Annotated in this window: 19 protein-coding genes; 11 read left to right on the plus strand and 8 right to left on the minus strand. The window is 43.3% G+C overall.

The genetic code is table 11. The features are described from left to right. Positions 1-2 precede the first annotated feature (2 nt). From KHN78_RS18105 to KHN78_RS18115, 3 genes are all read left to right on the plus strand, one after another. Entirely contained in the window at positions 3-1,472 is a 1,470-nt protein-coding gene (locus KHN78_RS18105) for an IS1 family transposase (protein ID WP_211917853.1), read from the plus strand. Between the two features lie 285 nt (positions 1,473-1,757). Then, on the plus strand, positions 1,758-3,242 hold the full coding sequence (locus KHN78_RS18110) for a hypothetical protein (RefSeq protein ID WP_211917855.1): 1,485 nt from the start codon (positions 1,758-1,760) through the stop codon (positions 3,240-3,242). After that, entirely contained in the window at positions 3,226-4,809 is a 1,584-nt protein-coding gene (locus tag KHN78_RS18115) for a sensor domain-containing diguanylate cyclase (protein ID WP_211917857.1), read from the plus strand. Before KHN78_RS18110 ends, KHN78_RS18115 begins: the two co-directional genes overlap by 17 nt. Positions 4,810-4,911: 102 nt before the next feature. Here KHN78_RS18115 and KHN78_RS18120 read toward each other — a convergent pair whose 3' ends face one another. Then, positions 4,912-5,802 carry a DMT family transporter gene (locus tag KHN78_RS18120; RefSeq protein WP_211917859.1) on the minus strand — a complete coding sequence of 297 codons (891 nt, stop codon included), beginning with the start codon at positions 5,800-5,802 and terminating at the stop codon, positions 4,912-4,914. Between the two features lie 146 nt (positions 5,803-5,948). Here KHN78_RS18120 and KHN78_RS18125 point away from each other — a divergent pair, with 146 nt between their 5' ends. From KHN78_RS18125 to KHN78_RS18145, 5 genes are all read left to right on the plus strand, one after another. Further along, on the plus strand, positions 5,949-6,320 hold the full coding sequence (locus KHN78_RS18125) for a DUF3302 domain-containing protein (protein WP_211917862.1): 372 nt from the start codon (positions 5,949-5,951) through the stop codon (positions 6,318-6,320). Continuing rightward, the gene (locus KHN78_RS18130; RefSeq protein WP_211917864.1) at positions 6,320-7,450 is read left to right on the plus strand and encodes an HlyD family secretion protein; all 1,131 of its coding nucleotides are present in this window, start codon (positions 6,320-6,322) and stop codon (positions 7,448-7,450) included. The genes KHN78_RS18125 and KHN78_RS18130 overlap by 1 nt, the downstream gene beginning before the upstream one ends. 308 nt (positions 7,451-7,758) lie before the next feature. Then, entirely contained in the window at positions 7,759-8,307 is a 549-nt protein-coding gene (locus KHN78_RS18135; RefSeq protein WP_128812659.1) for an ECF-type riboflavin transporter substrate-binding protein, read from the plus strand. A 6-nt stretch (positions 8,308-8,313) separates the two neighbouring features. Beyond that, complete coding sequence (locus KHN78_RS18140) at positions 8,314-10,068, plus strand: ABC transporter ATP-binding protein (protein ID WP_211917866.1); 1,755 nt, start codon at positions 8,314-8,316, stop codon at positions 10,066-10,068. Next, positions 10,065-10,904, plus strand: coding sequence for an energy-coupling factor transporter transmembrane component T family protein (locus KHN78_RS18145; protein ID WP_211917868.1), 840 nt, complete (start codon positions 10,065-10,067; stop codon positions 10,902-10,904). The genes KHN78_RS18140 and KHN78_RS18145 overlap by 4 nt, the downstream gene beginning before the upstream one ends. Positions 10,905-11,042: 138 nt before the next feature. On the opposite strand, the gene KHN78_RS18150 is transcribed toward KHN78_RS18145, so the two are convergent. Next, positions 11,043-12,224, minus strand: a complete 1,182-nt coding sequence (locus KHN78_RS18150) for an MFS transporter (RefSeq protein WP_128812657.1) — start codon at positions 12,222-12,224, stop codon at positions 11,043-11,045. Between the two features lie 205 nt (positions 12,225-12,429). On the opposite strand from KHN78_RS18150, the gene KHN78_RS18155 reads away from it, so the two are divergent. Further along, positions 12,430-13,179, plus strand: a complete 750-nt coding sequence (locus KHN78_RS18155; protein WP_211917870.1) for a metalloregulator ArsR/SmtB family transcription factor — start codon at positions 12,430-12,432, stop codon at positions 13,177-13,179. A gap of 175 nt (positions 13,180-13,354) precedes the next feature. Here the strand turns inward: KHN78_RS18155 and napH are convergent, their stop codons facing one another. Then, positions 13,355-14,209, minus strand: a complete 855-nt coding sequence (napH, locus tag KHN78_RS18160; RefSeq protein ID WP_211917872.1) for a quinol dehydrogenase ferredoxin subunit NapH — start codon at positions 14,207-14,209, stop codon at positions 13,355-13,357. Next, the gene (gene napG, locus KHN78_RS18165) at positions 14,209-14,979 is read right to left on the minus strand and encodes a ferredoxin-type protein NapG (protein WP_211917874.1); all 771 of its coding nucleotides are present in this window, start codon (positions 14,977-14,979) and stop codon (positions 14,209-14,211) included. The genes napH and napG overlap by 1 nt, the downstream gene beginning before the upstream one ends. 392 nt (positions 14,980-15,371) lie before the next feature. On the opposite strand from napG, the gene KHN78_RS18170 reads away from it, so the two are divergent. Both KHN78_RS18170 and KHN78_RS18175 read left to right on the plus strand, forming a co-directional pair. Continuing rightward, positions 15,372-15,872 (plus strand): GNAT family N-acetyltransferase, encoded by a 501-nt coding sequence (locus tag KHN78_RS18170; RefSeq protein ID WP_211917876.1) that lies wholly within the window; start codon positions 15,372-15,374, stop codon positions 15,870-15,872. A 359-nt stretch (positions 15,873-16,231) separates the two neighbouring features. Continuing rightward, positions 16,232-16,978 (plus strand): flagellar brake protein, encoded by a 747-nt coding sequence (locus tag KHN78_RS18175; RefSeq protein WP_211917878.1) that lies wholly within the window; start codon positions 16,232-16,234, stop codon positions 16,976-16,978. Between the two features lie 158 nt (positions 16,979-17,136). On the opposite strand, the gene KHN78_RS18180 is transcribed toward KHN78_RS18175, so the two are convergent. From KHN78_RS18180 to KHN78_RS18195, 4 genes are all read right to left on the minus strand, one after another. Continuing rightward, positions 17,137-18,765, minus strand: coding sequence for a methyl-accepting chemotaxis protein (locus KHN78_RS18180; protein WP_211917881.1), 1,629 nt, complete (start codon positions 18,763-18,765; stop codon positions 17,137-17,139). Positions 18,766-18,971: 206 nt separating this feature from the next. Beyond that, positions 18,972-21,332, minus strand: a complete 2,361-nt coding sequence (locus tag KHN78_RS18185) for a Lon protease family protein (protein WP_211917883.1) — start codon at positions 21,330-21,332, stop codon at positions 18,972-18,974. Between the two features lie 488 nt (positions 21,333-21,820). Beyond that, positions 21,821-23,854 carry a prolyl oligopeptidase family serine peptidase gene (locus KHN78_RS18190; protein ID WP_211917885.1) on the minus strand — a complete coding sequence of 678 codons (2,034 nt, stop codon included), beginning with the start codon at positions 23,852-23,854 and terminating at the stop codon, positions 21,821-21,823. 219 nt (positions 23,855-24,073) lie between these two features. Further along, positions 24,074-24,973, minus strand: coding sequence for a LysR family transcriptional regulator (locus KHN78_RS18195; protein WP_211917887.1), 900 nt, complete (start codon positions 24,971-24,973; stop codon positions 24,074-24,076). Positions 24,974-25,083 lie beyond the last annotated feature (110 nt).

The following is a 25,083-nucleotide window of genomic DNA, read 5'->3' on the forward strand; positions in this document are numbered from 1 at the left end:
TTGTGTCTAACGGCGAACTGCCAAAGGACGCAGATGGGTTACAACTCAACTTTTGTAAAACATTGGCGTGTGACAACTTTGGATTGAGTGATGCAAAGCGATACGTTTTGCAACATGCTAACCCTAAACGTCCGGCGATGGTATGCCGTGAGTGTGGAGCTTTCCCCCCCTTACTTAATAACCGCGATGTGGTTAATGAACTTCATCGTTTGAGGCACGTCCACAGTGACGGGTTACCGGCTTGTCGCAATGATGAATGTGACAACTTTGGGCTTTCTGTTCATACCCATAAACACCTCTACCATGCTTTTGGTTACAGTGGCGATCGCCAACGTTACCGGTGTAAAGCGTGTCAAAGCACTTTTGTCGACAAATGGTCCGGAATCAATAAAAAGCTCCAGTTCCAAGAAAATTTAATGGGGCTGCTGTTTACTGGTTATTCTGTTCGCGAGATCTGCCGTAAGCTCAATATCAATCCAAAAACGTTTTATGACCATGTTGACCATATTGCAAGCCGATGCCGCCGTAAACTCGCGACGATTGATGCACGCTGGGTCAACCATGCAAATCATTACGAGTTGGCATCGAACTATGTTGCTCTCCAACCCAAAAGTAATAATGGTGTTTATTGGATAGTGTCTGGAGAAGCGCATTCCGGCTATATCCTATGCCAACATGTTAATTATTCTGTTGTTGATGAGCCTGTCGCAAATATCGATCACAATCCTTACGATGAAGTATCACGCTTCGTATCCCAAGAATACACAGCAGAAGCCAGTGAAGCGCCTCCAGAACCATCCAACAAGTTACGAGAACGCATTGACCAAAAATACCAAACGATTTTGGCTCGTGGCAACGTAGAGGATCCGTTAGGGAATTTTTCTGTTTTCCACTATCCATCAAAAGGCGCATTAATTCGCCCTCCTTACACCTCTTACGCGCATTATTTGCATGTGTTGGATATGTGTAACTCTGAAAAGCGAGTATCTATCTACATGCCTCAAGACCCCCTGCTTCGATCTGCTGCATTGAGCGTTTGCTTATCTCGTATTCAAGAAAAAAGCGTTGACCTGATGTATGTCGAAGAAGATACCAATTGGGATATGGCTGCGCCGTTTGGCAAAGTGGATATTGCCTATATGAGCTGGTGGCGAGATCGCTGGGGTATTTCCAATCAAGGGGCAAGTACAAAAGGCATTTGCTACTTAGCTGGCGATAAGAATGAACCTGAGTCGTGGCTCAACGTGGCAACAACTCGTCACATACAGTTCTATCAAAACCGTTTCCAGTTATTATTTGAGGCATTCATTAACGAGCCTCGTCGCAAATTACGTCCTGCAGGGATTTTACCGCTTTTAGATATATTCAGAGCTTGGCATAATTTATGTTACCAAGATAAAGAGGGGCTTACTGCTGCGCAGCGATTGAAAGTCACCGATGTTCCGCTCACTATCAAGCAATTATTGTCATAAGTCGCTATGTATTGTCATGAATAACTGTGTTGTCATGAATAACTATGACTAGCTAACAATCTAATCAATAAATAGTGGTAAATCGAGGCCGGGCGCGGTATACATTCAGTAACCTATTTTTTTACTGTAAGTTATATGTTTACAGTAGCTTACATGTTGACAGTAACCAATATGTTTACGGTAAACATATTGGTTTAGGTGTAATATCATCCCCCCTAGAAGATTAATACATCTAACCACTTATTTTACATGTAAATTCCAGTTCGTTAGTCATGGATGGAAACGTTGGAAAAAAAACAATTTCAGCTTGAATCTGAACTCGATGCCATTAAAGGCTTAATTAAAGTTAACCCAGAGCGTACTTTTCGTATCGCGGAACAGTGCTTAATACGCGCCGAACAAATACTATTTGTTGACGGTGAAATTAAAGCGCTTCTCGTTATGGCCCATAGCTGCTGGTGCAAAATGGACTATCGACAAGGGCTAAAGTTTGTAAAAGACGCGTATAGCAAGCAAGCTCAACTTGATACCGATGAACACCTCCCTGATATCCTACACTTGTTTGCTCTGCAATATTGGGGGCAGGCTAAGTATTACTCCGCTCAACAGTACTGGATTAATGCGTTAGAACAGTCTGCTCTCGTCGACAACATCGAAATGCAAATTGAAGCACTCGTTGGCATAGGAAATGTTTGGCGTATCACCAATGAATATAAGCTCGCAGCATCTACCCATGAGTTAGCCGTCAAAGTCGCAAACAATGCGCGCATTAGCTATTTAGAGGGAAAAGCAAGAATATTGCTCGCGTGGGATTTCTATCTGCTACAAAATTATGCAGAGATGTTAACCGTATTAGATGGTGTAACGGAAATACTGGAATCCCACGATGACAATACGTGGCGTGCGGAAGTTTGGGATTTTAGAGGTTTGGCTTTCCTCGGTTTAGGACGACTTGACGCAGCTGAAAACGCGGCTCAAAAAGCCTATAACATTGCTGTTGAACACGACCTAACATGGATGAAAGCGCACTCATTCATCAGTCGAGCAAGATTGGAATTACTACGCAAAAATACCCAAGAAGCCACAACATTACTTCTCGCCGCAGAGAAGTCTGCAAAAAGCTTCGATAACGGCGAACTACTAAGCCAAATTTGCTTTCAACAATCTCGAGTCTCAGAAGAGCAAGGAGATTACCAAGCAGCATTGCACGCTTTCCAAAAATATCGCAAGTACGCCCTTAAAATCTTAAAGGAGCAAACCCAGAGAGAGCACTTAGACAAAGCTCAAAGCTCAAAGCAAAACTTAGACTTACGATCTCGAAAACTCATTAATCGTATTCGAGCTCAGCATGAGTACCGGCCAGAGAAGCAGCTTTCTAAAGTCGTATCTGAAACCTACTGGTGGGAACAACTCGTGTTGTTCAAAACAGAGCTAAAAACATCAAATCATGCGGTAATCATCATTCAGCACGACAACGCCGCGATTCTTGATATATGCACAGAACTATTGCACTCACTCACGACATCTAATGATCTTCTCTCCCGACTTAGCCGTGACTATCTTGCTATATTGATTGCCGAAAAAGGACAAGCAGCAGAAGTACTCTATAAAACCATTTGTTCAATAATTGAACTTTACCCTTGGAAGCGTCGCGGGCTAGATGACACATTACCATCACTTTATTTAGAAGACGTTCTCACATTTCCGTTCACTCTTGAGCAATTGGAAGAAAATTATACAAAGGCAGCGCAGCATGGAACAATTGCTTAATAAAGTAACAAATGCAGGTATGGACCCCTCTGCGGTTACTGGCGAAGAAGCACTCGCTCTCTGGGAGCACATACGTCAATACATTGCCTCAACGAACGTTGACAAAGCCCATTGCCATATCATTAGCGCAGAATACCGCTCCAAGCTACTTCAACACACAGAAAGCATTGAAGAGCTCAGAGCTGCGCTTAAATTACTATCGTTACCACAAGACATCGATGACATATTGTTAGTGAAAGCCAGTTTGAGTGAGCGCTTATTAGAAAAAGGGGCTTATGGTGAAGCGCTGAATGAATATGTCTTAACGGCCAACATCGCGGTGGAATATGGGCGAATCGATCATTACGTGATAGCCATCATCGGAATGGGTAACTTGTGTGATGCATACGGCGATCACAACCGCGCGCTTCGCTTTTATCAGAAGATTGATAGTATCGATCATGCGATCACTAGTCGCTCTCTCAGATTACGCTATAAGCTCTACATGCTGTCTTGTTACATTAGCCTACAACGTATTGGCGCCGCCACCGAACAACTCAATGAATGTGAAGAGCTGAGTATCTTGGTGAGTGATAAAAATCTCACAAGTCAGATCCACCTCTATCGATCAAAGTTACATCGTCTACAAAAAGAACACCAGCAGGCTATCGTCGCGCTTTCTCGGATTCAATATGCCACAGGCAAAGCGCATGCACAATGGTTATCTGTGATGGTAAAAATTGAAACGGCCTATTGCTTACACGAATTTGGGCACCATCCGCTAGCAAACTTGCTACTTGACTCAATTGGTAAACGAATCAACCCAGCAACATCACCGTTGATCGCAATACGCTTTTACAATGCAATGAGCCAAATAGCGGCATCACAGAACAAGTTTCAACTTGCACTCGATTATGAAAAAAGGGCATTTCAAATTGAGTCAGATCTTATCAAACATATCCCTATCAGTGATCTAGGTTCTGCTCAATTACGCCGCCTTTCGCGCTTTGAACTTCAGCTAAAACTCATTATTTCCGAAATTGAAAACAAAGAGCTCAAAGAAACAACAAAACTGCATAAAAACGCAGTAGCACAATTACAACAAGATGTGTTGACTGATCCGCTTACCTCACTCCACAACCGTCGATGGCTAGAGGTAAAACTCAAAGAACTACTACTGAATGATAAACCTTTTGCCCTGTTGGTCATTGATATCGACCATTTTAAGTCCATTAATGATGAACTCAGCCATTTAGTCGGAGATAAAGCGATACAAACGGTATCGCAAGAACTTTCGAAGTACTTCAAGTTTCATGGCGCATCGTGCATTCGTTTTGGAGGGGAAGAGTTTTTGGTGATCCTCGAAAACACAGAGCTTGCTCAAGCACAAGTCCATGCGGAAAACTATCGAAAACAAATCCATCAATTTTCGTGGCATGATATTCTCGGAGAGCGCGGATTGACGGTTTCTGTTGGTGTTACATTACATCGCGACGGAGAGAATACTCAGCGTACTTTTTATCGTGCTGACAAGGCCTTATATCGAGCCAAAGCAAATGGCCGTAACCAAGTATGCAGTGAACTATAAATAGCATCTGATTAAAAATGCCCCAAGGTCTATGGTCTATGGTCTATGGTCTATGGTCTATGGTCTATGGTCTATGGGGCATTTATCCTGTGAGCGAACACCTCAAAGGAAAAATAACGAAATCCCGCCTAAAGCAACTAAAGTACCAACGATACTCTTCCCCCCTACCTTTTCACCTTTGAGCATGTAAATGACCAAAATAAAAAGCGGACTGGTGGCGATCAACGTTTGTGCAATCGCAGGGTTAGCGTATTTAAGCGCGACTTGTTGTAACCACAGCGCAAGAAATGTTCCAACAAAAATCGCCATCAATAGCCACCTTAACGCCTTTTCCCCCATCTCTGAAACATGTCGTTTTATTCCATTAAATGGCTCGGGTTCGACAAATTTAATCACCAGAGCGACAGCCAATACACCAATACTCAACCGAATTAATGCGCCGAGCAAAGGCGGTAAATCACCGGCCACTAATGCATAGTGGGAAATGACCACACCAGACGCTTGACATACGCTGGCTAAAAGGCCGAATCCAATACCACTCCAACAAGTAGCCTCACCCGAGGAAGAGGGTTGAAACACAACAAAAGTCACCGCTGCTGTCGTGACGATGACACCAAGCCAGCTTTGTAGTGTTAATTCTGAACCTAAAAAAATGAGAGCGAGAACGCCAGATAACGGGGGCGCAAGGGATTCCAGTAAAAGCGTTTTATTCGGCCCAATACGTTTTAACGCTGCGAAATAGGCAGAATCACCAATCGCAATGCCTATCACACCAGAAACCGCTAACACCGCGAGGTGAAGCGGCGCTATTTTCGACGGAAACTCTTGGGGTAAAAAAGGCATCACAACAAGCATCATGGCGCAAGCTACAATGCCTTTCACTATATTCAATTGCATTGCCGAAAAGCGATGACTAAATTGGCTGTATATCCACGTCGCAATAGCCCAAACAAACGCTGCACAAATTGCAGCGATTTCACCAGAATATAGCACTCTCTACTCCCTCGTATTCCATGCCGTATATCTCAATTACCATGGCTTAAGATACAAATAACTTGATTAGACTATGGTTCTACTAAATACTTAAACAGTTAATTTACGTAAGTTTTTCGATTTGGCAACAAACACAGGGAAGTAAGATGTTTCTAGACTATTTTGCACTTGGGTTACTTATATTCGTTGCTTTGGTTATCTTCTACGGAATTATCGTGATCCACGACATTCCTTACGAAATAGCAAAAGAGCGCGAGCATCCTCACCAAGACGCAATTCACTATGCTGGCTGGGTCAGCCTTTTCACTTTACACGCACTATGGCCATTTCTATGGATATGGGCAACCTTATGGCGTAAAGAACGTGGTTGGGGTTTCAAACAACTTGAACAAGAAACTCATGATATTCACCATCGCCTTGAAGAGCTTATTGATGAAGTTAATGAGCTAAAAAAAGAAGTCTCGACACTAAAAAGCCAAAAAACAACACAACAAGAACAAGGTAAGGAGGATCAATAATGGATTTACTACTGGTTCTTACTTACGCTGCGATTTGTATCGCTATTTTTAAAGTTTTCAACATCCCACTCAATAAATGGACGGTGCCTACTGCTGTTCTTGGTGGTGTCGTGTTAGTTGGTACACTTATCCTGTTAATGAACTATAACCATCCGTTCACTCAAATTGGTAACCAAGTGTTCTCAACAACACCTGTCGTGTCGGGCGTGCGAGGTCGTGTTATCGACGTGCCTGTTCAACCAAACCAGCCCCTAGCTAAAGGGGATATATTATTCCGAATCGATCCTATCCCATTTCAAGCGGAAGTGGATAAACTTCGAGCAAAAGTGAAAGAAGCAAGTCAAGGTGCACTTGGGCTTGAGTCAAGCTTACAAGAAGCAGATGCTGCGGTACTAAAAGCACTGGCGGAAAGAGACAAAGCACAACGTGAGTTCGATCGCTACAAGCGTGGTTTTGACGGAGGCGCGTTTACTGAACAACAACTCGACACGCGTCGACAAGCCTTTAAAGCGGCTCAAGCAGCACTGGAAGTGGCTGAGTCAAAACAAGATCAAGCGAAAATCGCCTTAGATTCTGAGGTCGGTGGTGAGAATACCCAAGTTGCATCATTACTAGCAGAACTAAGAAAAGCCGAGTTCAACCTTGAGCAAACCGTCGTGACAGCGCCAACTGACGGTTATGTGACTCAATTGGCATTACGCCCAGGTGTTATGGCAGTGCCTTTGCCTCTCGCGCCAGTAATGACGTTCGTTCATACCGAAGAGAAACTCTACACCGCGGCTTTCCGTCAGAACTCATTACAACGTCTTGAACCTGGATTCGAAGCCGAGTTTATGTTCCGAGCTCTACCTGGTAACGTGTTTAAAGGAGAAGTGGTTGAAGTGCTACCTGCGATTGGTGAAAGTCAATTCCAAGCTCGTGGTTCTCTACTAGGCACAGAAGCTCTGCGCACAAGTGGTCGCGTCTTTGTGACATTGAAAATTACCGATGACCTAACCAAATACCATCTACCTATGGGGACCGCCGTTGAAGTCGCCGTCTACTCAGACAGTTTCTCTCATGTTTCAGTCATGCGGAAAGTCCTCATTCGCATGAAAAGTTGGCAAAACTACCTTTACCTAGACCATTAATTTGATGGAAAAAACCGCACTTAAAGGTGTAACTAGGGGCTGACAGTCAGCCCCTGATTTCATTTTAGCCATCCAGACAGATAGCATTCCCACTTTCATTTATATTCTGTATAATGCGCGCCTTATTTTTGATGCTTGCTAACAAATTAAGCCAGTAAATAGAATGCGCAGATCATTTCTCGCATTCCCTTAAGAAAAAACAGAGCAAACGACAAGCGACTTGATTGTTTAAGCACCATGTCACTCAATCAGCGCAATAAAAACGCAAGTTAACGTTCTTTAAAATCGACAATGAACTGAGGTTATCTATGAATCTTTCTGCTAAAACCGTGGTGGTTATTGCAATCGGTGCTGCCCTTTATGGTATCGGTGGTCTACCAATGTTTGGTATTCCAGTGTTTGCAAACACAACGCTAAAACCAGCAATGGCGGTCTTGGCACTGTTCTCAGTACTCTTTGGCCCACTAGTGGGTTTCTTAGTCGGCTTCATCGGCCACTGGGTAACGGACTTATTCGCAGGTTGGGGTGTTTGGCTCACATGGGTACTTGGCTCAGGCATTGTCGGTTTGATCATTGGTCTTTTCCCTTCTCTCACACGCAACCGTCTAGAGAAAGGTGATTTCAATATGAAAGATTTCGCGCTATTCGTAATACTTGCTCTATTAGGCAATGTGTTTGGTTATGGCTGCTCTGCTTTCCTAGATACCATTTTGTACGCAGAACCGTTTACTAAAGTATTTACCCAACTGTCTATCATTGCCGTGGGTAACAGCATTCTTATTGCAATTGTTGGCTTCTTCATTCTTAAGTCTGTCGCCAAACGTAACAAGCAAAGCCGCAACTTAACAGAGGCTTAATGTCGAATGACAATCGAATTTTCTAACTTCTCTTTTAGATATGAGTCGCTGGACAAACCGACGCTAAAAAATATCAATCTAAGGATAGAGAAAGGAGAGAAAATCGTCATCATCGGTCCAAGTGGTAGTGGGAAATCTACCCTTGGCCAATGTCTTAACGGACTGATTCCACATGCAATCAAAGGGGAAGTCACAGGCTCGTTGACCATCAACGGTCTTGATACTGCGCCTTTTGATATGCACCAATATACCGAGCAAGTTGGCACTGTACTTCAAGATACTGACAGCCAATTTGTTGGGTTAAGCATTGGTGAAGACATCGCATTCGCATTGGAAAACCAGCTGATGTCTAACATCGACATGTACCCGTTGGTCAAAGCCACGGCGAAAATGGTCGACTTAGACCAGATGCTAAAACGTTCCCCACACGATCTTTCTGGTGGGCAAAAACAGCGCGTTTCTTTGGCGGGTATTCTCGTCGATGACGTCGATATTTTGCTGTTCGATGAGCCACTTGCCGCGCTTGACCCGAAAACCGGCAAAAAAACCATCGAGATCATTGATGACCTGCATCGTGAAACGGGCAAAACCATCGTCATCATCGAGCATCGTCTTGAGGATGTGCTGCATCGCTCAGTAGACCGTGTCATCTTGATGGAAAGTGGCGAAATCATTGCAGATACAACGCCAGATGAACTTTTAGCGTCACCGTTACTTGCAGAGTATGGTATTCGTGAACCGCTTTATCTATCGGCCCTAAAAACAGCCGGTTGCTCAATAGCATGTGATGCAAAGCCATCTAAACTGACGACACTACCATTGAACCAATACAAGCCTGCCGTTAATGCTTGGTTTGAAGCGTCACAAACTGTCCCATCAAATGCTCAAGCAGATATATTGCTTGCAGTACGCAATCTCACCTACTCATACGACGGTGAAAAAAACGCGTTAGAAGATGTGAGTTTTGACGTAAAACGCGGTGAGTTTGTTTCTATCCTTGGCAAAAATGGTTCTGGGAAATCGACCATCACAAAATTGGTTATGGGCGTTGTAGAGCCTGACAACGGCACCATGATGCTGAACGGGCAAGATCTCAGTGAACTCACCATTTTCGAACGCAGCCAAAAGGTTGGCGTGGTCATGCAAAACCCCAATCATATGATTTCCCATCACATGATTTTTGATGAGATCGCATTTGGCCTACGCAATCGTGACGTTGATGAGCAACAAGTACAACGCAAAGTTCTCGAAGTACTAGAGCTGTGTGGTTTGAGCAAATATCGCCACTGGCCGATTGAAGCATTAAGTTATGGTCAGAAAAAGCGGGTTACAATTGCCTCGATTCTTGCTTTAGAGCCGGAGCTACTCATTCTTGATGAACCAACAGCCGGTCAAGACTATCGTAACTATACCTCGATGCTGAGCTTTATCGAACGACTGAATCGAGAATTGGGTATTACTGTGATGATCATCTCTCACGATATGCATTTGGTGTTGGAATACACCAAACGCTCTATTGTGATAGCTGACAGCAAACTGATTGCCGATGCGCCCATGACTCAGGTATTCAGTAACCCAACATTATTAGACCAAGCGAACCTAACTACAACCAGCTTGTACGACCTAGCCATTGAATTAGGTATCGAAGACACAAACGGCTTTATGCAGCATTTTATTGATGCCGAGAAAGCCAACCGAGCAAAAACAACGCTCCCTAGCAAAAGCGTTGAGAATGAGAACATTGAGAACGTAGTGGCATGAAAGACAACAAGATGAAGTTTGGTATCAACTACATTGATACCCAATCGCCACTGCATCAACTGAATGGCATTACTAAGTTTTTGATGTTCATTGCTTGGGTGACGGTTGTACTCACCACTTTTGATTTACGCATCATTGCGGTGTTGATCGTTACTGGCCTTTGGTTATTAAAAATGACCAAGGTGCCATTTCACGTATACAAGCCGCTATTAATTGGTACAGCTAGCGTCTTGATGATGAATGCCTTATTTATGTTTGCATTGGCACCACAGCAAGGCTCTGAATACATGGGCTCCACTACGGTACTGCTGTCGTTGCCGGGTAACTACTCACTCACTCAAGAAACCTTGTTTTATCTTGTTACGGTCACCTTGAAATACTTCAGCATGTTCCCGATTGCACTTGTATTCGTCTTTACGACGCATCCGACGGAGTTTGCAGCAAGCTTAAACCGTTTAGGCGTGCCTTACAAAATCGCTTATGCGGTCAGTTTGACACTGCGCTATTTGCCAGAAGTGAAAAAGGACTTTGTTAACATTATGCATGCTCAACAAGCGCGTGGCGTTGAACTCAGCAAGAAAGCACCATTGTTCACTCGCATTAAGAACGTCGCGAAAATTCTTGGGCCTTTGATCTTCTCAAGCCTAGACCGCGCGGATCAAATCTCAAATGCGATGACGTTACGCGGTTTTGGCCGTCATTCATCACGCACTTGGTACAGTTTAAAGCCACTAACTAAAGCAGATATGATGTGCATGATAGGCATTGCTGTGATCGTTGTCGCGGCGATCAGCAAGCGCGTGTTGGATTCTCAGCTGTTCTGGTATCCGTTCTAAGCCCCAATTAGATAAATATCAACGAGCTAGATATCAGCAAGCTAAGTGTCAAAAAATACATTATCAAAAACAAAAATGGGATGCCTCTGCGTCCCATTTTTTATATCTAGCATTCAGTTATGTGATTGATAAAATGACTTAGCTCCAACGCAATATACGTGTTTCGTTGCCCTCATCTGGCTTCGCCGGAATATTCAATGAAAGCAGTAAACTTATCGCAGCCATGCCAGCACCGATGTAAAACACACTCGACGGCGACACTAACCAAATCACACCAAAGGTCACCGGAATGACCACCGCTGCAATGTGATTAATGGTAAATGCCACACCAGCAGTCGATGCCATATCGGCAGGATCGGCAATTTTCTGGAAGTACGTTTTAATGGCTAAAGCCAACGCAAAGAACAGGTGGTCAATGATGTACAGCGCCGCCGCCCACTCCGCCGTTTGCACAAGGCCATAGCCCACAAAAACAAAGATTAAGCCAACATACTCAAATACCAGTGCTTTTCGCTCCCCGACCGCACCAATAAAACGACCAATTCGTTTTGCAAATAAGAAGTTAAACAGGTAATTCACTAAAAACAACAAGGTGATATCGGCAGCAGAATAACCAAACTTCTCTACCATTAGAAAGCCCGCAAATACTGTGAATATTTGACGGCGCGCACCACTCATAAAAGTTAATGCATAGTACAACCAGTATCGCTTACGCAGCACAAGCTTCTTGTTTTGAGGAACTTTGGTTTCAAACTCCGGGAACGTAAAGGCCATCACCATAATTAAAACAAAACCTATACCACCTGCGAGTAAGTACACCGTTTTAAATTCTAACTTAAACTGCTCTAGCAATACCCAAATGGCGCCATAAGTGATTAACGATGCGAGCGCGCCAACAGAAATAAACTTCCCTAACATCTCTGGTGCTTCTTCTTTAGAAAGCCACTGTAAAGAGAGCGATTGCTTGAGCGTTTCAAAATAATGAAAGCCTGTCGACATTAACAACGTGGTCAGAAGTAAACCAAACAAAGTGGGGAAATAACCGGTTAATGCCGTGCCTAGAGTAAGCATCGCAAGAGAAACCAACATAAAACGTTGCTCTCGAATAAACAGCAGAACGAATACCACCGTGAACGCTAGAAAGCCAGGGATTTCACGGACACTCTGTAATAAGCCGATGTCTGCCCCATCAAAGTTGGCTTTTTCAATAACAAAGTTATTAAGCAATGCCATCCATGTAGAGAATGCAATTGGAACAATAATGGAGATAAGTAAGAGGAAGTTTTGTGGCGTCTTCCAACTTTTAGATGCCGTATTCATAACGTTTCCTTAAGGTATTAGAGCGCAATAATAACCTAAATACGATAAATTCACATTACCATCCCAACGAATAACTCTGCTTTATCCTGTTCATACTAAAGGGAATATAACGAATTGTAGGAGATCAACCCGGCACTGGCTTCTTAATCTTCTTTTGCGAGGTTATACTGTTTGTTTAGTGCTGCCATAATCCTACATATCAGACATGATGAAAAAACAAGTCCTCTTCCTATGCACTGGCAATTCTGCTCGCTCCCAGCTTGCTCAAGCGCTGTTCAATCATTTGGCGAATGAACGCTTTCATGCCGACAGTGCTGGTGTTAATCCAAGTGACATTGATCTACGCGTATTTGATGTTCTCAACGCACGTTCAATCAACAGTAATGATCTTTACTCCAAAGATTACTCCGACGTCCAAGACAAGCACTACGATTTTGTTATTACCTTATGTGATAACGCCAAAGATGAGTGCGTGATATTTGCCGATGAAGTTAATCAAATCCACTGGAACTTGTTTGATCCTAAACCTCTGGATGGCATAGAACCATTTGAAAAGACGGCAAAAGATCTCATCGATCGCATTAACTTGTTCTTGCTGTTGAATGAAGACGAAAACACAACAAACGTTGACCCAAGTAGTTTCTTTAAACTGCTCAGTGACCCGCTTCGCTTAAAGATTTTGATGCTATTGGGTGACGAGCATGACCTAACGGTGACCGATCTAAAGAATGCTCTCAACGAGAGCCAGCCTAAGGTTTCTCGTCATCTTGCGTTGTTGCGTGATACCACTTTCTTAAAAGACTCACGAGACGGCTTATGGATCCACTACCGCTTGTCTCCATCGTTACCAACTTGGATACTGCATTTATTACAGACGGTAAGATTAGGTAATCCAGGAATTATTAACGCTGAAAAATCCCGCTTAAAAGCATCGCATTTGAACACTAAGCCATAGCTATTTAAATGAATAGCTATTTGCATGAATAGCCATTGGCACGAATAGCTTTTAGCTTTCTACGTAAATCACTTCCTAATTGAGTAGCTATTTGAAAGGAGAGTTATCAGCAAGGATAACTCTCCGCTAGAATCACTCTCTATGAGAGTACGTGCGCTACGTCGCTCAAATGATATCAGTCGATATTTTTCACCTTGAGTCGATTTTCAAATTTGAAGACATGTTCAGGGCACACATCAATGCAGCGCCCACAACTGATACACGTTTGATCCATTACGCGTCGGTCTCCCTCTTTTAAAGGCTGACGCAAAATCTCCGGTTCGGGACAAACATAAAAACAATCCATGCACTTGGTGCAATTTTCTCGCTGTACCGCCGTAATACGCAGTAAACTCTTACTACCAATCACACCGTAAGTTGCACCAAGAGGACACAAATGGCCACACCATCCATGTTCCACTAAAAGCAGATCAAGTATAAACACGAGCAAGATAAGCACCCAACCTGCCCCCATGCCAAACACTAACCCTCTATGCAAAGCCGCAACCGGATCAAGCCACGTCCACAATACCGAGCCAGAAATTGCACTACCCAGCATTAACGCGGGAATTAGCCAGTAGCGAATATTCGGAGACCATCTATAACTCGCTTTAAGGTTCAGTTTTCTACGCAACCACGCAGCAACATCCGTTACGATATTGAGCGGACACACCCAAGCACAAAATGCTCTTGGGGCCAAAATGGCATAAAACAACGCAACCAGAGTGACACCGAGCAGAGCGTTGAATTCTGGAATGTGTCCTGTCGCGAGCGATTGCAACACAATCAAAGGATCGCTCAAAGGAATGGTATTAAATAACATGCTGGAAGATAAATTCCCCTGTAAAATCCCCCAGGTAGGCCCTGCCATGAACAGTGCAACAATGGTCAATTGACACAATCGACGCAAAATCAAAAAACGATGTGCTTGCCACCAGCCCAACTTTTCTGTCGCTTCTTTGCCCGCATCTTGCGCTAAGTTTTTGGCCATTAGCGACCTCCTTTCAGCGATTCAAGTGCACCACTAGGCACTGGATTTTCTTCTGGTAGAACGTTTTCTAGCGGCTTGTCGATTTCCTGCCATCCAAAGTTATAGTGGCTGCCCACCTTACCTTTTGCTAGATCCGTCGGGATGACTTTGATAGCAGCAACATCGAGCACACAAGCTTGTTCACACTTACCACAGCCGGTACATACATCAGAATGAACCGTTGGGATCAACTTTGCGTGATACCCAGTGCGGTCATTACGAATGTTCTCTAAGGTGATGGCTTCATCAATCAAAGGACAGACGCGATAGCAAACATCACAGCGCAACCCTTGCCAATTCAAACAAGTTTCGTGGTCAATCAGAACCGCCGTTCCCATCCTGGCATCATCAATGTCTGTTAAATCATGATCTAATGCGCCACTTGGACAGACGACCACGCAAGGAATATCCTCACACATCTCACAAGGAATATCACGTGCAGTAAAATAAGGAGAGCCTGTCGCAACGGGAGAAAGTAACGTGGCGAGTTTTAGCGTATCGTAAGGGCAAGCCTGAACACATAAGCCGCATCGAATACAAGCCGACTCAAAATCCCCCTCTGGCAATGCACCTGGTGGACGAATTGGAACGCCTTTGGTCTCTCTTGCTTGGCTTTGCAAAGACTGTAGTCCCAGTACACACGCAGCCGCTCCAACACCTGCGGCGGTGCGGGCGGTATCGCGCAAGAATCGACGACGACTTTGTGAGATTTTTGACGACGAGAATTTCATAGGTATTCCCTCAACTGCACCTATATCAAGTTAAGCATAGATAGCGCGAAAAAAATGTCAGCCACATACCCAATAAGGGGTAAGTAGAGTCTACCTTGACTAAAATCAACTCGTTGCAGATACACAGTTCACACTTTTTCTTTATCGTTCACTTATCGAAAATAAAGTTCACCATTTTCATCTCGAACATGAATTGTCTTTAGTGCATTATTTCGCCAACCCACCGTTCTTCTGCCCGATTTTACCGATAATCAACTAAAGAAATCATCATTAGCACTCCTGTAAGAGACTAATTTTTAAGTAGTTTAAATGCAAAAAAAGTAAAAAAACTATTCAAGCGTCCTTTCTCTCGTTAAATTAAAGTAAATTCCAATAAACCAAAGGAGAGAAGCATGGAGATCATCGTCCGACCAGCCACGGTTGAAGACGCAGCAGCCCTTGTCGAAGTTTATTCACAAAGCAAAGCACAAAGAGAAACCCTGCAACTCCCTAACCCACCTCTCGCAAAATGGGTTGAACGATTGTCGAGCACACCTACTGGGGTTTATCGTTATGTCGCTGAGATTGATGGCAAGGTTGTTGGAAATATTGGCTTTCATCATTCACAGAACCCAAGAACCGCACACACGGCGTCATTTGGGATTGGTGTTCACGATCAATTTCATGGGCTCGGTGTGGGAAGTGCCCTGATTCGTACGGTGACAGAGTTAGCTGATAAATGGTTAAATATCAGACGTATTCAAATAGAAGTAAATGCAGACAATGAAGCCGCGATAGGCCTATACAAAAAGCATGGATTTACAATTGAAGGCGAAGCTGTCGATGGATCGTTCAGAGATGGTGAATTTATCAATACTTACTATATGGCTCGTATTCGAAAACCAAAGAATTAGAGCAAGAACCCTTTCTAAATGCTTCACGCGCCTCGCTTTAGAATCAAATTAATCCAGAGCACGTGTTGTTAGCGCTTTAGTGTAAGCATTTATCTTCCTGTGCTCACGGTTCCGACCGGCCACAAAACCGCGACTCTTTTTTAAGTCTCACTCGCAAATAAATGCACCTATTTGCTCTACTTTAAGATATAAGTCACTCTGAGCAATATCCCATTTTTATCAGTATAATGTTGAAAAAACCGCGAATTTATTGAAACACGTCCCTTGTCTGCTTAGAATTATTCTCATATCTAATACTTAGAACTTTAGTGCTAGATATTGATGTGCATCCAACATTCTCAAAAGGCATAAAAATTATAATGAGAAATTCAATACCGAGTGCGCGGAACGAAAACACGCCTCAATCAAAAAACAATGCACAGGAACGTCAGGCTACAACGTTAAACAGTACAGATGCGATGTCGATGATAGAGCACGGCAGTGAAGTAACGATGCATGTTACAACGCCTGTCGGTACTAAGTGTATTACAACAAGCACCTTTGTCGGCTGTCATTCTAACAAGACAGCATTGGTCGAAGTGCCGAATATTTCTGATGAAGACTTAAAGTTCTATTTTCAGGAAGGGTTTTGGATAAACGTAAAGGCATTTTCACATCGGGGAGAAGGTGCTGTTATTCCGTTTCGAGCACAATTGAAATATCGCTTATCTGAGCCATACCCTTTGTTGGTATTGAGCTTACCGAACACAATGCAAGTTTATCAGCTGCGAAAAGAAGTGCGTTACGATGTGAACCTTAACTCACGACTTCAAATAAATGATTACCGAGCACAGTGCGAAATTCGAGATTTGTCCCGCAGTGGCTGTCGTTTTGTTATTTCCCCAATGAGTCGCCCGCTTCAGGTTGGTGATCAGATCACTTTAGACTTACTTTTGCCGGCTCATGGCCAAATATTAGCACCACTAAAAGGACGTATTTGTAACTTACAAAAGTCTATTCACTATGCTCGTTACGGTGTTGAGTTTGACGATGTAGGAAAAGCCAACGCAAAAAATCTACTGAGCCAGCTTAAGTTTGATGGTGTAAAACTCAAACTTAAGAACTAGCCCAAAAGTCGCTGACAGTACAATGGACGCGATAAATAGGGTGATAAATATGAAAAAGCAAAAAGGCACCCGATGGTGCCTTTCTGTTTTTTGTCTCTGCTAATTTTATTTCAACGCATGAAAGTAAGCCGTAGCCGACTATGCGGTTAGCGTAAAAACTACAGTTTAAAGAAGCTCAACTGCTCTTTCTGTTTTTCTGCAAGCAGAGAGAGCTCGGCACTCGCGCTTGCACTCTGGCTAATGCCTGCAACATTTTGGTTTACAAGTTCAGACATATTCACCACATTGCGGTTGATGTCTTGTGTTACCTGAGATTGCTGTTCTGCGGCAGTCGCAACTTGGGTATTTGAATTATTGATATTAACAACTGATTCAGTAATACCGACAAGCGCGTCATTTGCTTGCTGAGTCAACTCATTGTTTCGGCCCAGCATTTCAATACTCACTTGCATGCTGTCGTTTGCTAACCCAGATTGAGCTTGAAGCTCTTCAATAATGGTTTGAATTTCTTGAGTCGAATCTTGCGTTCTTGCCGCAAGCATACGTACTTCATCTGCAACGACTGCAAAACCACGGCCAGATTCTCCGGCACGAGCCGCTTCAATCGCTGCGTTAAGCGCTAACAAGTTAGTCTGCTCAGAAACGCCACGAATCACTTCAATCACGTTGCTGATTTGCTCAGATTGCTCTTTTAGTCGAAGTACCACTTGTGCTGCATCATTAAGAGCGCCCGACATCTGTTCACTCGCTTGAGCACTTTCTTGGAAAATCGTTAGGCCAGATTGCGCTAGACCATCAGCTTCGCGAGCCGTTGAGTCCGCTGCAAGCGCATTATCGCTGACATTATCCGCCGTACATGCTAGCTCGTTCACCGCTGACGCAACTTGCTCAATTTCCGCCAACTCTTGTTGTGCGTTAGCCTCTGCTTGAGTCATTACCGCTGCTAGCTCTGTCGACGCAGAAGCAACTTCTTCACTGATTCGCATTAGCTGCTCAACCGTACCGTGTAGTTGAACCGCCGTTTGGTTAACGTCTTTACTCAGTTGAGCAATTTCATTCTCGCCATCCACCGTCGCACGCACAGATAGATCACCCGCCGCTAGCTGGCGCATAGTCGATTGTAACGTTTTAATTGGGCTGACGATCATGCCAGATAGGATCCAAGCCACCACAAGAGAAACCACGAATACAGCGGCAATAATCAACATAGCATTCGTTTCAACACGATTCATTTGACGGGTACTTGTCTCATTTGCTTGCGCTGCAACTTGGTTTAAACGTTGAGAAAGTCCGTTAATTTGTTCAATCATTTCGTTACCAACAATACGGTATTGGGAAACGAAAGAATGGTATTCTTGATCCGATACTAATCCTTTGTCATGACGGTCAAAAACTTGCACTGAACGCATTGAGTAGTCCACGTACGCTTCAATGCTTTTACGAATTTCCGTCGCCTCGGTACGGAATGTACCACGCGCTTCGATCTTATTTAGATCAAGATCAATCACTCGCATACCCGCTTTCAATTCATTTAAAAAGCTCTCACGACGTGATGCATCATAGATTGCGTAAACCGCACTGATTCGTAATGGGTAAATGTTGTCGTCAATTCGAGAAATCGTGTCTTGGTAGAACACCAATGAATTGGAATTATCAGTCACCAATGCTTGTTCGGTATCAAGATTGCTCTTCGCGAACCACAAACCAATAAACACCGTCAGTGCTGTAAATAAAACGGGAATCAAAACCTGTGTACGAACAGACAAGTTTTTAAGTGAAAGCTGCATGGTAAACCTCTAATTTTTGCGTATCGGCCTAGTTGCTAGCTCACACAATGATGCAGGCAACAAGGGGCGCAAATATTAGAGGTTGATCACACTTTTGTCTAGTATAGAACAGCCATAAATTCATGTATTTAGGCGACAATATTTTGTCATTGGACAGAATATTGCCGCCATACTAATTTATGACGAATCAGGAGGGTATAAACGCGCTATTTCCGAAGAGCATTCAGTTTTGCTTGAGCCAACCCAAAGATAGTATCAATCGGATACGTGCCCTCATCCGTTGCTTCTCCCGCTGGTTTACCAGTAAAGAGTTCAATGGCCTCGCTGACATGATCGATCGCCCAAATATGGAAGTCACCTCTTTCTACCGCTTTAACCACATCTTGACGAAGCATAAGATTATGGACATTTGAACGAGGAATGATGACCCCCTGTCCAATATGACGACCTTTGATCACACAAACGTCGTAGAAACCCTCAATTTTTTCGTTAACACCACCAATAGGTTGCGCTTCACCAAATTGGTTCATTGAACCGGTAATCGCAATATCCTGACGGTTTGGTTGACGAGAAAATGCAGAAACCACGGCACAAAACTCCGCCATACTTGCACTATCACCATCTACACCTCCATAAGATTGCTCAAACGTAATCGTAGTGGTCAGTGGGACACGTGCCGTTTTACCAAATACCGAAGACAAATAGGCCGACAGGATCATCACACCTTTTGAGTGAATACTGCCACCAAGATCGACACTACGTTCAATATCAATCACTTCCCCATCACCATAGCAGGTTGTGGCCGTGATTCGGTTTGGTGCACCAAACATATGATCGCTGGTGCTCAGTACCGATAAGGCATTGACTTGACCAACTGCAGAACCCTCTGTATGAATTAACGTTGTGCCATTCACGAATGTTTCCATCACACTGTCTTGTAAGCGACTGACGCGCATCTCTTGGTTCTTTAATGCTTCCTCTACATGCCCAATACGAATCATGTTGGAATTTGCCTGACGTGCAACGTAGTTGGATTCACGAAGTAAATTAGCAATATTGGCAGAATGCAAAGACAATTTTGTTTGATCGCCTGACAAACGAGAACTGTACTCAATAATGCGAGCAATGGCTTTTCTATCGCAATGGAGTAAATTGTTATCGTGTACAACGCTTGAAATAAAGCGTGCATATTGCAGCTCTGAATCCGGCGTACGTTTCATTTCATCTTCAAAATCAGCCGTTACTCGGAATAGTTCTCCAAATTCTGGATCGTAATGTTGCAGCAATTGATAAGTTCGGTAATCACCAAACAAGATAATCTTGATGTCCAATGGGATCGGTTCAGGATCTAATGATACCGCACCAGTCAGAGTCACTTCTTTCTCAAGCGAGGTGAAGCTCAGCTGACGAGAACGCAAAGCACGCTTTAAACCATCCCATACATAAGGCTGCTCAAGAACTTTCTGAGCATCCATTAGTAACACGCCACCATTAGCTTTGTGTAAACTGCCCGCACGAATTAAAGAGAAATCAGTAAACACCGTTCCTTTAAACGTTGCTGTCTCAATCGAACCGAATAACGAGTGGTAGTTGGGGTTTTCTTCCACCACAATTGGAAAGTCACAATGACTGCGATTCACTAAGACATTCACTTTGTATCGGCGTGGTAATTTTTTATCTAGTGACGCTGTCGCAATCTCGCCTTGCTCACCACTTTGCTCAAGAAAAATATCCGCATTCTCAACGATATCTCTCTGCAATTCAGTCAAGTAGGTTTTGATTTCTGGATACTCAGCGTAATCCACTTTCAACTGTTTAATGAAGTGAGTGATCACATCGAGGGTAACATCATCATTGAGCTTTTTGATTTTCTCACTGAATGAATCTTCCCATTCAGTAAGCTCACGAATCATATTCCTTAGGCTCACTTCTAATTCATCAATGCTGCTACTGAAATACTCTTGTTCTTTCTTACTTAACTCATCAAATGACTCTTCAGTATGAAGTTCTTCCCCATTCATCGCGACGAATTGGTAATCGCCTTGAGTTGTAATAGTTAAACTGATGCCTTTTTCTTTCGCCTCTTTGCTGATGCTATCCAGCTCAAGTTGCTGTTTATTTGCCAACTGATTTTTAAGACGGTCAGCTCGGCTATAGTACATCTCATTGTCAAAGGCGAGTGGCAGCGCATTGAGCAACTTGCCCATCAACTTCTCAATATCGACTTTTAATTTACTGCCGATACCACAAGGCAATTTGAGCACTTTTGGTGTTCGCGTATCTTCAAAATTTGCAACGTAACACCAATCAAACTGGGCAGCATCATCGTGTTGATGACGATTTAAGTAGCGTAAAATCATCGTACGCTTACCTAAACCATTTTGACCAATGGCATAGATATTGTAGCCCTTCTCCTTGATCGACATCGCAAACTCTACCGCTTTTTGTGCGCGTTCTTGACCAACGATTTCATCAATTGGGGCTAATTCCTTGGTCGACTTACATGGCATATTTTCTAGCCCAGCGACAGAATACAGCTGTGTTGCTTCCAATCTTTGTACTGCCATATTCATTTCCTTTTTCTTATTGTCTTTATCTCAGTGTAGAGATTATTTGTTTAAATTTAAGTGATTTATCTTCCACACCAGTCCGTTCGAACATTTTACGAGCAGCCATTTGGCGAATAAATAGGAAAAATAAACTTGCAATTGATAATCAATATCATTTAATATTTGTCGCAATCAAGTTTTAGGAAGATGGATAATGAATGTTAAGCAGCGCTAAATGCGCTATCTCACATAGTGAGCCTACATTTATATAAATTCACGTTAATTCATCACAATTTCATATGAGTAAACTAGAATAGTGATGTGGTTTAATTCATTACCACATCCAAGAAAATGGTATAGCTGCCATTCGGTTTGGCCGCCGAAACTGGTTGGTTCAAGAGTCAGGCTTAGTCAACCTGACGTATGCCTTGAGTTCCCACCAGCCATAAAAAAATGCCGCGATTTTAGTCGCGGCATTTTTTATGGTTGAAACTCAGCAATGCAAACTACAGAGATTCAATCCCCATATTAAACAATGTAAAAGCATACAAGTCTGTTGTCAGGTCAATCTGTTTACTTAGCGGCATGCCAGCACCGTGGCCTGCATTGACATCGATACGAATCAACACCGGATTGTCTCCGCGATGCTTGTCTTGCAACTCAGCAATAAACTTGTATGAGTGGGCAGGTACTACACGATCATCATGATCGGCAGTAGTGACTAGCGTCGCAGGATAAGCCACTCCTTCTTTGACATTGTGCACTGGTGAATAACCCAGAATATACTGGAACATTGCTTCGCTTTGCTCTGATGTGCCAAAATCATACTTCCATCCCTCACCGGAGGTAAACGTGTGGTATCGAAGCATATCTAAAACACCCACCGCAGGCAGCGCCACTTTGAACAACTCTGGACGTTGAGTCATACAAGCCCCAACAAGCAAACCACCGTTTGACCCTCCACGAATCGCTAAACGTTCCGAACTCGTGTAATCATGCTCAATTAAGTACTCTGCAGCTGCGATAAAGTCATCAAACACATTCTGCTTTTGTTGCTGAGTGCCTGCGTTGTGCCATGCTTTACCGTACTCGCCACCTCCACGCATGTTCGCTACCGCATAAATACCGCCAAGTTCCAACCAGTTCGCAACGTTACCGGAAAACATAGGCGTCAGGCTGATGTTAAAACCACCATATCCGTAGAGCATTGTCGGTGCGCTGCCATCTAGCTTGGTGCCTTTTTTGTACGAGATGATCATCGGCACTTTGGTACCATCTTTCGAGGTATAGAACACTTGCTTAGATTGGTAGTTCATACGCTCAAATGGGGCTTTCGATTCTTGATACAGTTTAGAATCTCCAGTATCAACATCAAAAGAAAAAATGGTTGGAGGGGTAACATAATTAGTAAAGGTGTAATAAAGCGTCTTGTCCTCTATTCGGCCCTGCAAACCATAAACAGTGCCCTGACCTGGAAGCGCAACTTCACGCACTAACTCACCTTGATATGTGTATTGCTGTATCTTCGAGAGCACATCGACCATATAAGTCGCAAAGAGAGAACCACCACCTTTACTGATTTCCAATGGCTGATCTTGCTCCGCAATAACAACATCCCATTGCTGCGCTTGAGTATGATAACTCACTACTTTGCCGTTGGGTGCATCTAGATTGGTGTAAAACAGGATCGTATTGTCTTGGCTATCAACCAGGTAAGTATCACCATCGGTCGTATCGTGCAAACAGATAACGGCTTGGTTTTGGGATTCTAAATCAACATAAAAAAGTCGATTTCCTGAAGTCGATTCTGCTCCAGTAATCACCAAAAATCGGTCATCATGCGTCGTGATACCTGAAACGTAACGGTGCTTTTGAGATTCCAACGCGCCAAACACCACTTTATCTTCAGATTGCGGTGTACCAAGCTCATGATAATAAAGCTTATGTTGATCTGTACGGGCAGACAGTTCACTGCCTTTTGGCTTGTCATAGCTAGAGTAGTAAAAGCCTTTGCTACCAATCCAAGAAATCGCAGTAAATTTTGCATCGACAATTTCAGGTTCTATTTGCTGCTTGGTTTCAGTATCAATAACAAAAATCTTACGCCAATCACTGCCACCCTCAGAGATTGAGTAGGCCACTAAGCGATTGTCTTTAGAGAATTTCACCTCTCCAAGCGAAGTCGTCCCCTCTTGAGAAAAGGTATTGGGATCTAAGAAAACTTCCGCTTCTTCATCCCCTTTTTTACGATAAAGCACGCTCTGATTTTGCAGCCCATCGTTTTTATAGAAATAGGTGTAGTCACCGTGAACAAAAGGTTGCGAGTACTTCTCATAGTTTTGACTGTTTGCCACCAAGTCGCGAATTTGTTGACGAAAAGGGATTTGACCGAGATAGTCAAAAGTTACTGAATTTTGCCCAGTAACCCACTCTGCGGTATCTTGGCTAAGATCATCTTCTAGCCAGCGATATGGGTCTGCGATGTCGTGTCCAAAATAGGTGTCCACGACAGAATCTTTACGAGTTTTTGGATAATGCATAACGTCCGTGTTGCTCCATTTGAAGTCATTAATTGCTAGTACTTTCTTTTATTATTTTGTTGAGATTTATTCTCAATACCTACCTTAGGGCGTAGGTACGGAATTTCAACCTAAAGATTGAAACATTTAGTGAATATATGATTCATCTAGACGAGATAGATACAAGTCAAAACTCATTCAACTAAAAAACAATTCAATTCAACTCAAACCTAGTACGACTCAAAAGTAATGTGAAATCGTCAAATACCGTTCACGAATGTGCTCAATGAGTAATTTGACTTTATTTGGCGGCTGGCGAGTAAATGGGTAAACCGCATAAACACCCAATTTTTTGCCGACGAGTTCAGGAAAAATGTCCACAAGTTGACCGTTGCGAATGTCATGATACACCAAGCAACGAGGAACATAAGCGATACCATGACCACCTAGTGCGGCCTTTCTCAGTGCTGTTGCATTGTCAGTAGAAAATGAGCCTGAAATTTTGACGATATAGTTCCCCTCTTTTCCTTTAAATTGCCAGTCTGTCGCCCCTGTCGTTTGGTACGCGTACTGCAGGCAATTATGAGCAATCAGATCGAGCGGCTGTATCGGCTTGCCATTTTTGGCGATATAAGAGGGGGAAGCACAAACAACCCATTGAGAGTCCAAAATATGTCGAGCAATAAGGCTAGAATCTTCCAAATAACCAGTGCGAATGACCAAATCATAGCCACCAGAAACTAAATCCACAAATCGATTATCCAGTGACATATCGACCGTTAAGCCTGGATGCATATTACAAAACTCAGCCACAGCATCCGCTAAAATGAGATCCCCAGAGATGGTGGGCACCGACATTTTGATATGACCACTGATGTTCTCACCAAAACCCGAAACCGCATCCCTCGCTTCTTGAGTTGCTTGCTTCACATTTTTAGCGCTGTGCAATAGTGCTTGCCCTGCTTCAGTCAGCGTTAATTTGCGCGTTGTTCGATATAATAGTTGAACGCCAATCTCTTCTTCGAGCCGCGCGATTCTTTTGCTAACTACTGAATTTGTCAGGCTATTTTCTTCTGCCACCTTACTGAAGCTGCCCATTTCTACGACTTGAGAAAAGAGTATTAGGTCATCTGCACGCATTGATTAGGTCACTTTTGGAAAAAATCAATTTCATTATTTCTCTATATTAATAAAAAATAAAGAGATAAGTTAACAAAATGAAAACAAATTAATTACAACCCTCTTATCTG

The sequence above is a fragment of the Vibrio sp. B1REV9 genome, assembly GCF_905175395.2.
Lineage (GTDB): Bacteria > Pseudomonadota > Gammaproteobacteria > Enterobacterales > Vibrionaceae > Vibrio > Vibrio alfacsensis.

Excerpts from the sequence above, each read along its gene's own strand:
- napH (WP_211917872.1), bottom strand. The coding sequence starts at position 14,209 with ATGGCCAAAAACTTAGCGCAAGATGCGGGCAAAGAAGCGACAGAAAAG.
- KHN78_RS18135 (WP_128812659.1), top strand. The coding sequence starts at position 7,759 with ATGAATCTTTCTGCTAAAACCGTGGTGGTTATTGCAATCGGTGCTGCC.
- KHN78_RS18175 (WP_211917878.1), top strand. The coding sequence starts at position 16,232 with ATGAGAAATTCAATACCGAGTGCGCGGAACGAAAACACGCCTCAATCA.
- KHN78_RS18140 (WP_211917866.1), top strand. The coding sequence starts at position 8,314 with ATGACAATCGAATTTTCTAACTTCTCTTTTAGATATGAGTCGCTGGAC.
- KHN78_RS18130 (WP_211917864.1), top strand. The coding sequence starts at position 6,320 with ATGGATTTACTACTGGTTCTTACTTACGCTGCGATTTGTATCGCTATT.
- KHN78_RS18185 (WP_211917883.1), bottom strand. The coding sequence starts at position 21,332 with ATGGCAGTACAAAGATTGGAAGCAACACAGCTGTATTCTGTCGCTGGG.
- KHN78_RS18125 (WP_211917862.1), top strand. The coding sequence starts at position 5,949 with ATGTTTCTAGACTATTTTGCACTTGGGTTACTTATATTCGTTGCTTTG.
- KHN78_RS18180 (WP_211917881.1), bottom strand. The coding sequence starts at position 18,765 with ATGCAGCTTTCACTTAAAAACTTGTCTGTTCGTACACAGGTTTTGATT.
- KHN78_RS18170 (WP_211917876.1), top strand. The coding sequence starts at position 15,372 with ATGGAGATCATCGTCCGACCAGCCACGGTTGAAGACGCAGCAGCCCTT.
- KHN78_RS18155 (WP_211917870.1), top strand. The coding sequence starts at position 12,430 with ATGATGAAAAAACAAGTCCTCTTCCTATGCACTGGCAATTCTGCTCGC.
- KHN78_RS18145 (WP_211917868.1), top strand. The coding sequence starts at position 10,065 with ATGAAAGACAACAAGATGAAGTTTGGTATCAACTACATTGATACCCAA.
- napG (WP_211917874.1), bottom strand. The coding sequence starts at position 14,979 with ATGAAATTCTCGTCGTCAAAAATCTCACAAAGTCGTCGTCGATTCTTG.
- KHN78_RS18115 (WP_211917857.1), top strand. The coding sequence starts at position 3,226 with ATGGAACAATTGCTTAATAAAGTAACAAATGCAGGTATGGACCCCTCT.
- KHN78_RS18195 (WP_211917887.1), bottom strand. The coding sequence starts at position 24,973 with ATGCGTGCAGATGACCTAATACTCTTTTCTCAAGTCGTAGAAATGGGC.
- KHN78_RS18190 (WP_211917885.1), bottom strand. The coding sequence starts at position 23,854 with ATGCATTATCCAAAAACTCGTAAAGATTCTGTCGTGGACACCTATTTT.
- KHN78_RS18150 (WP_128812657.1), bottom strand. The coding sequence starts at position 12,224 with ATGAATACGGCATCTAAAAGTTGGAAGACGCCACAAAACTTCCTCTTA.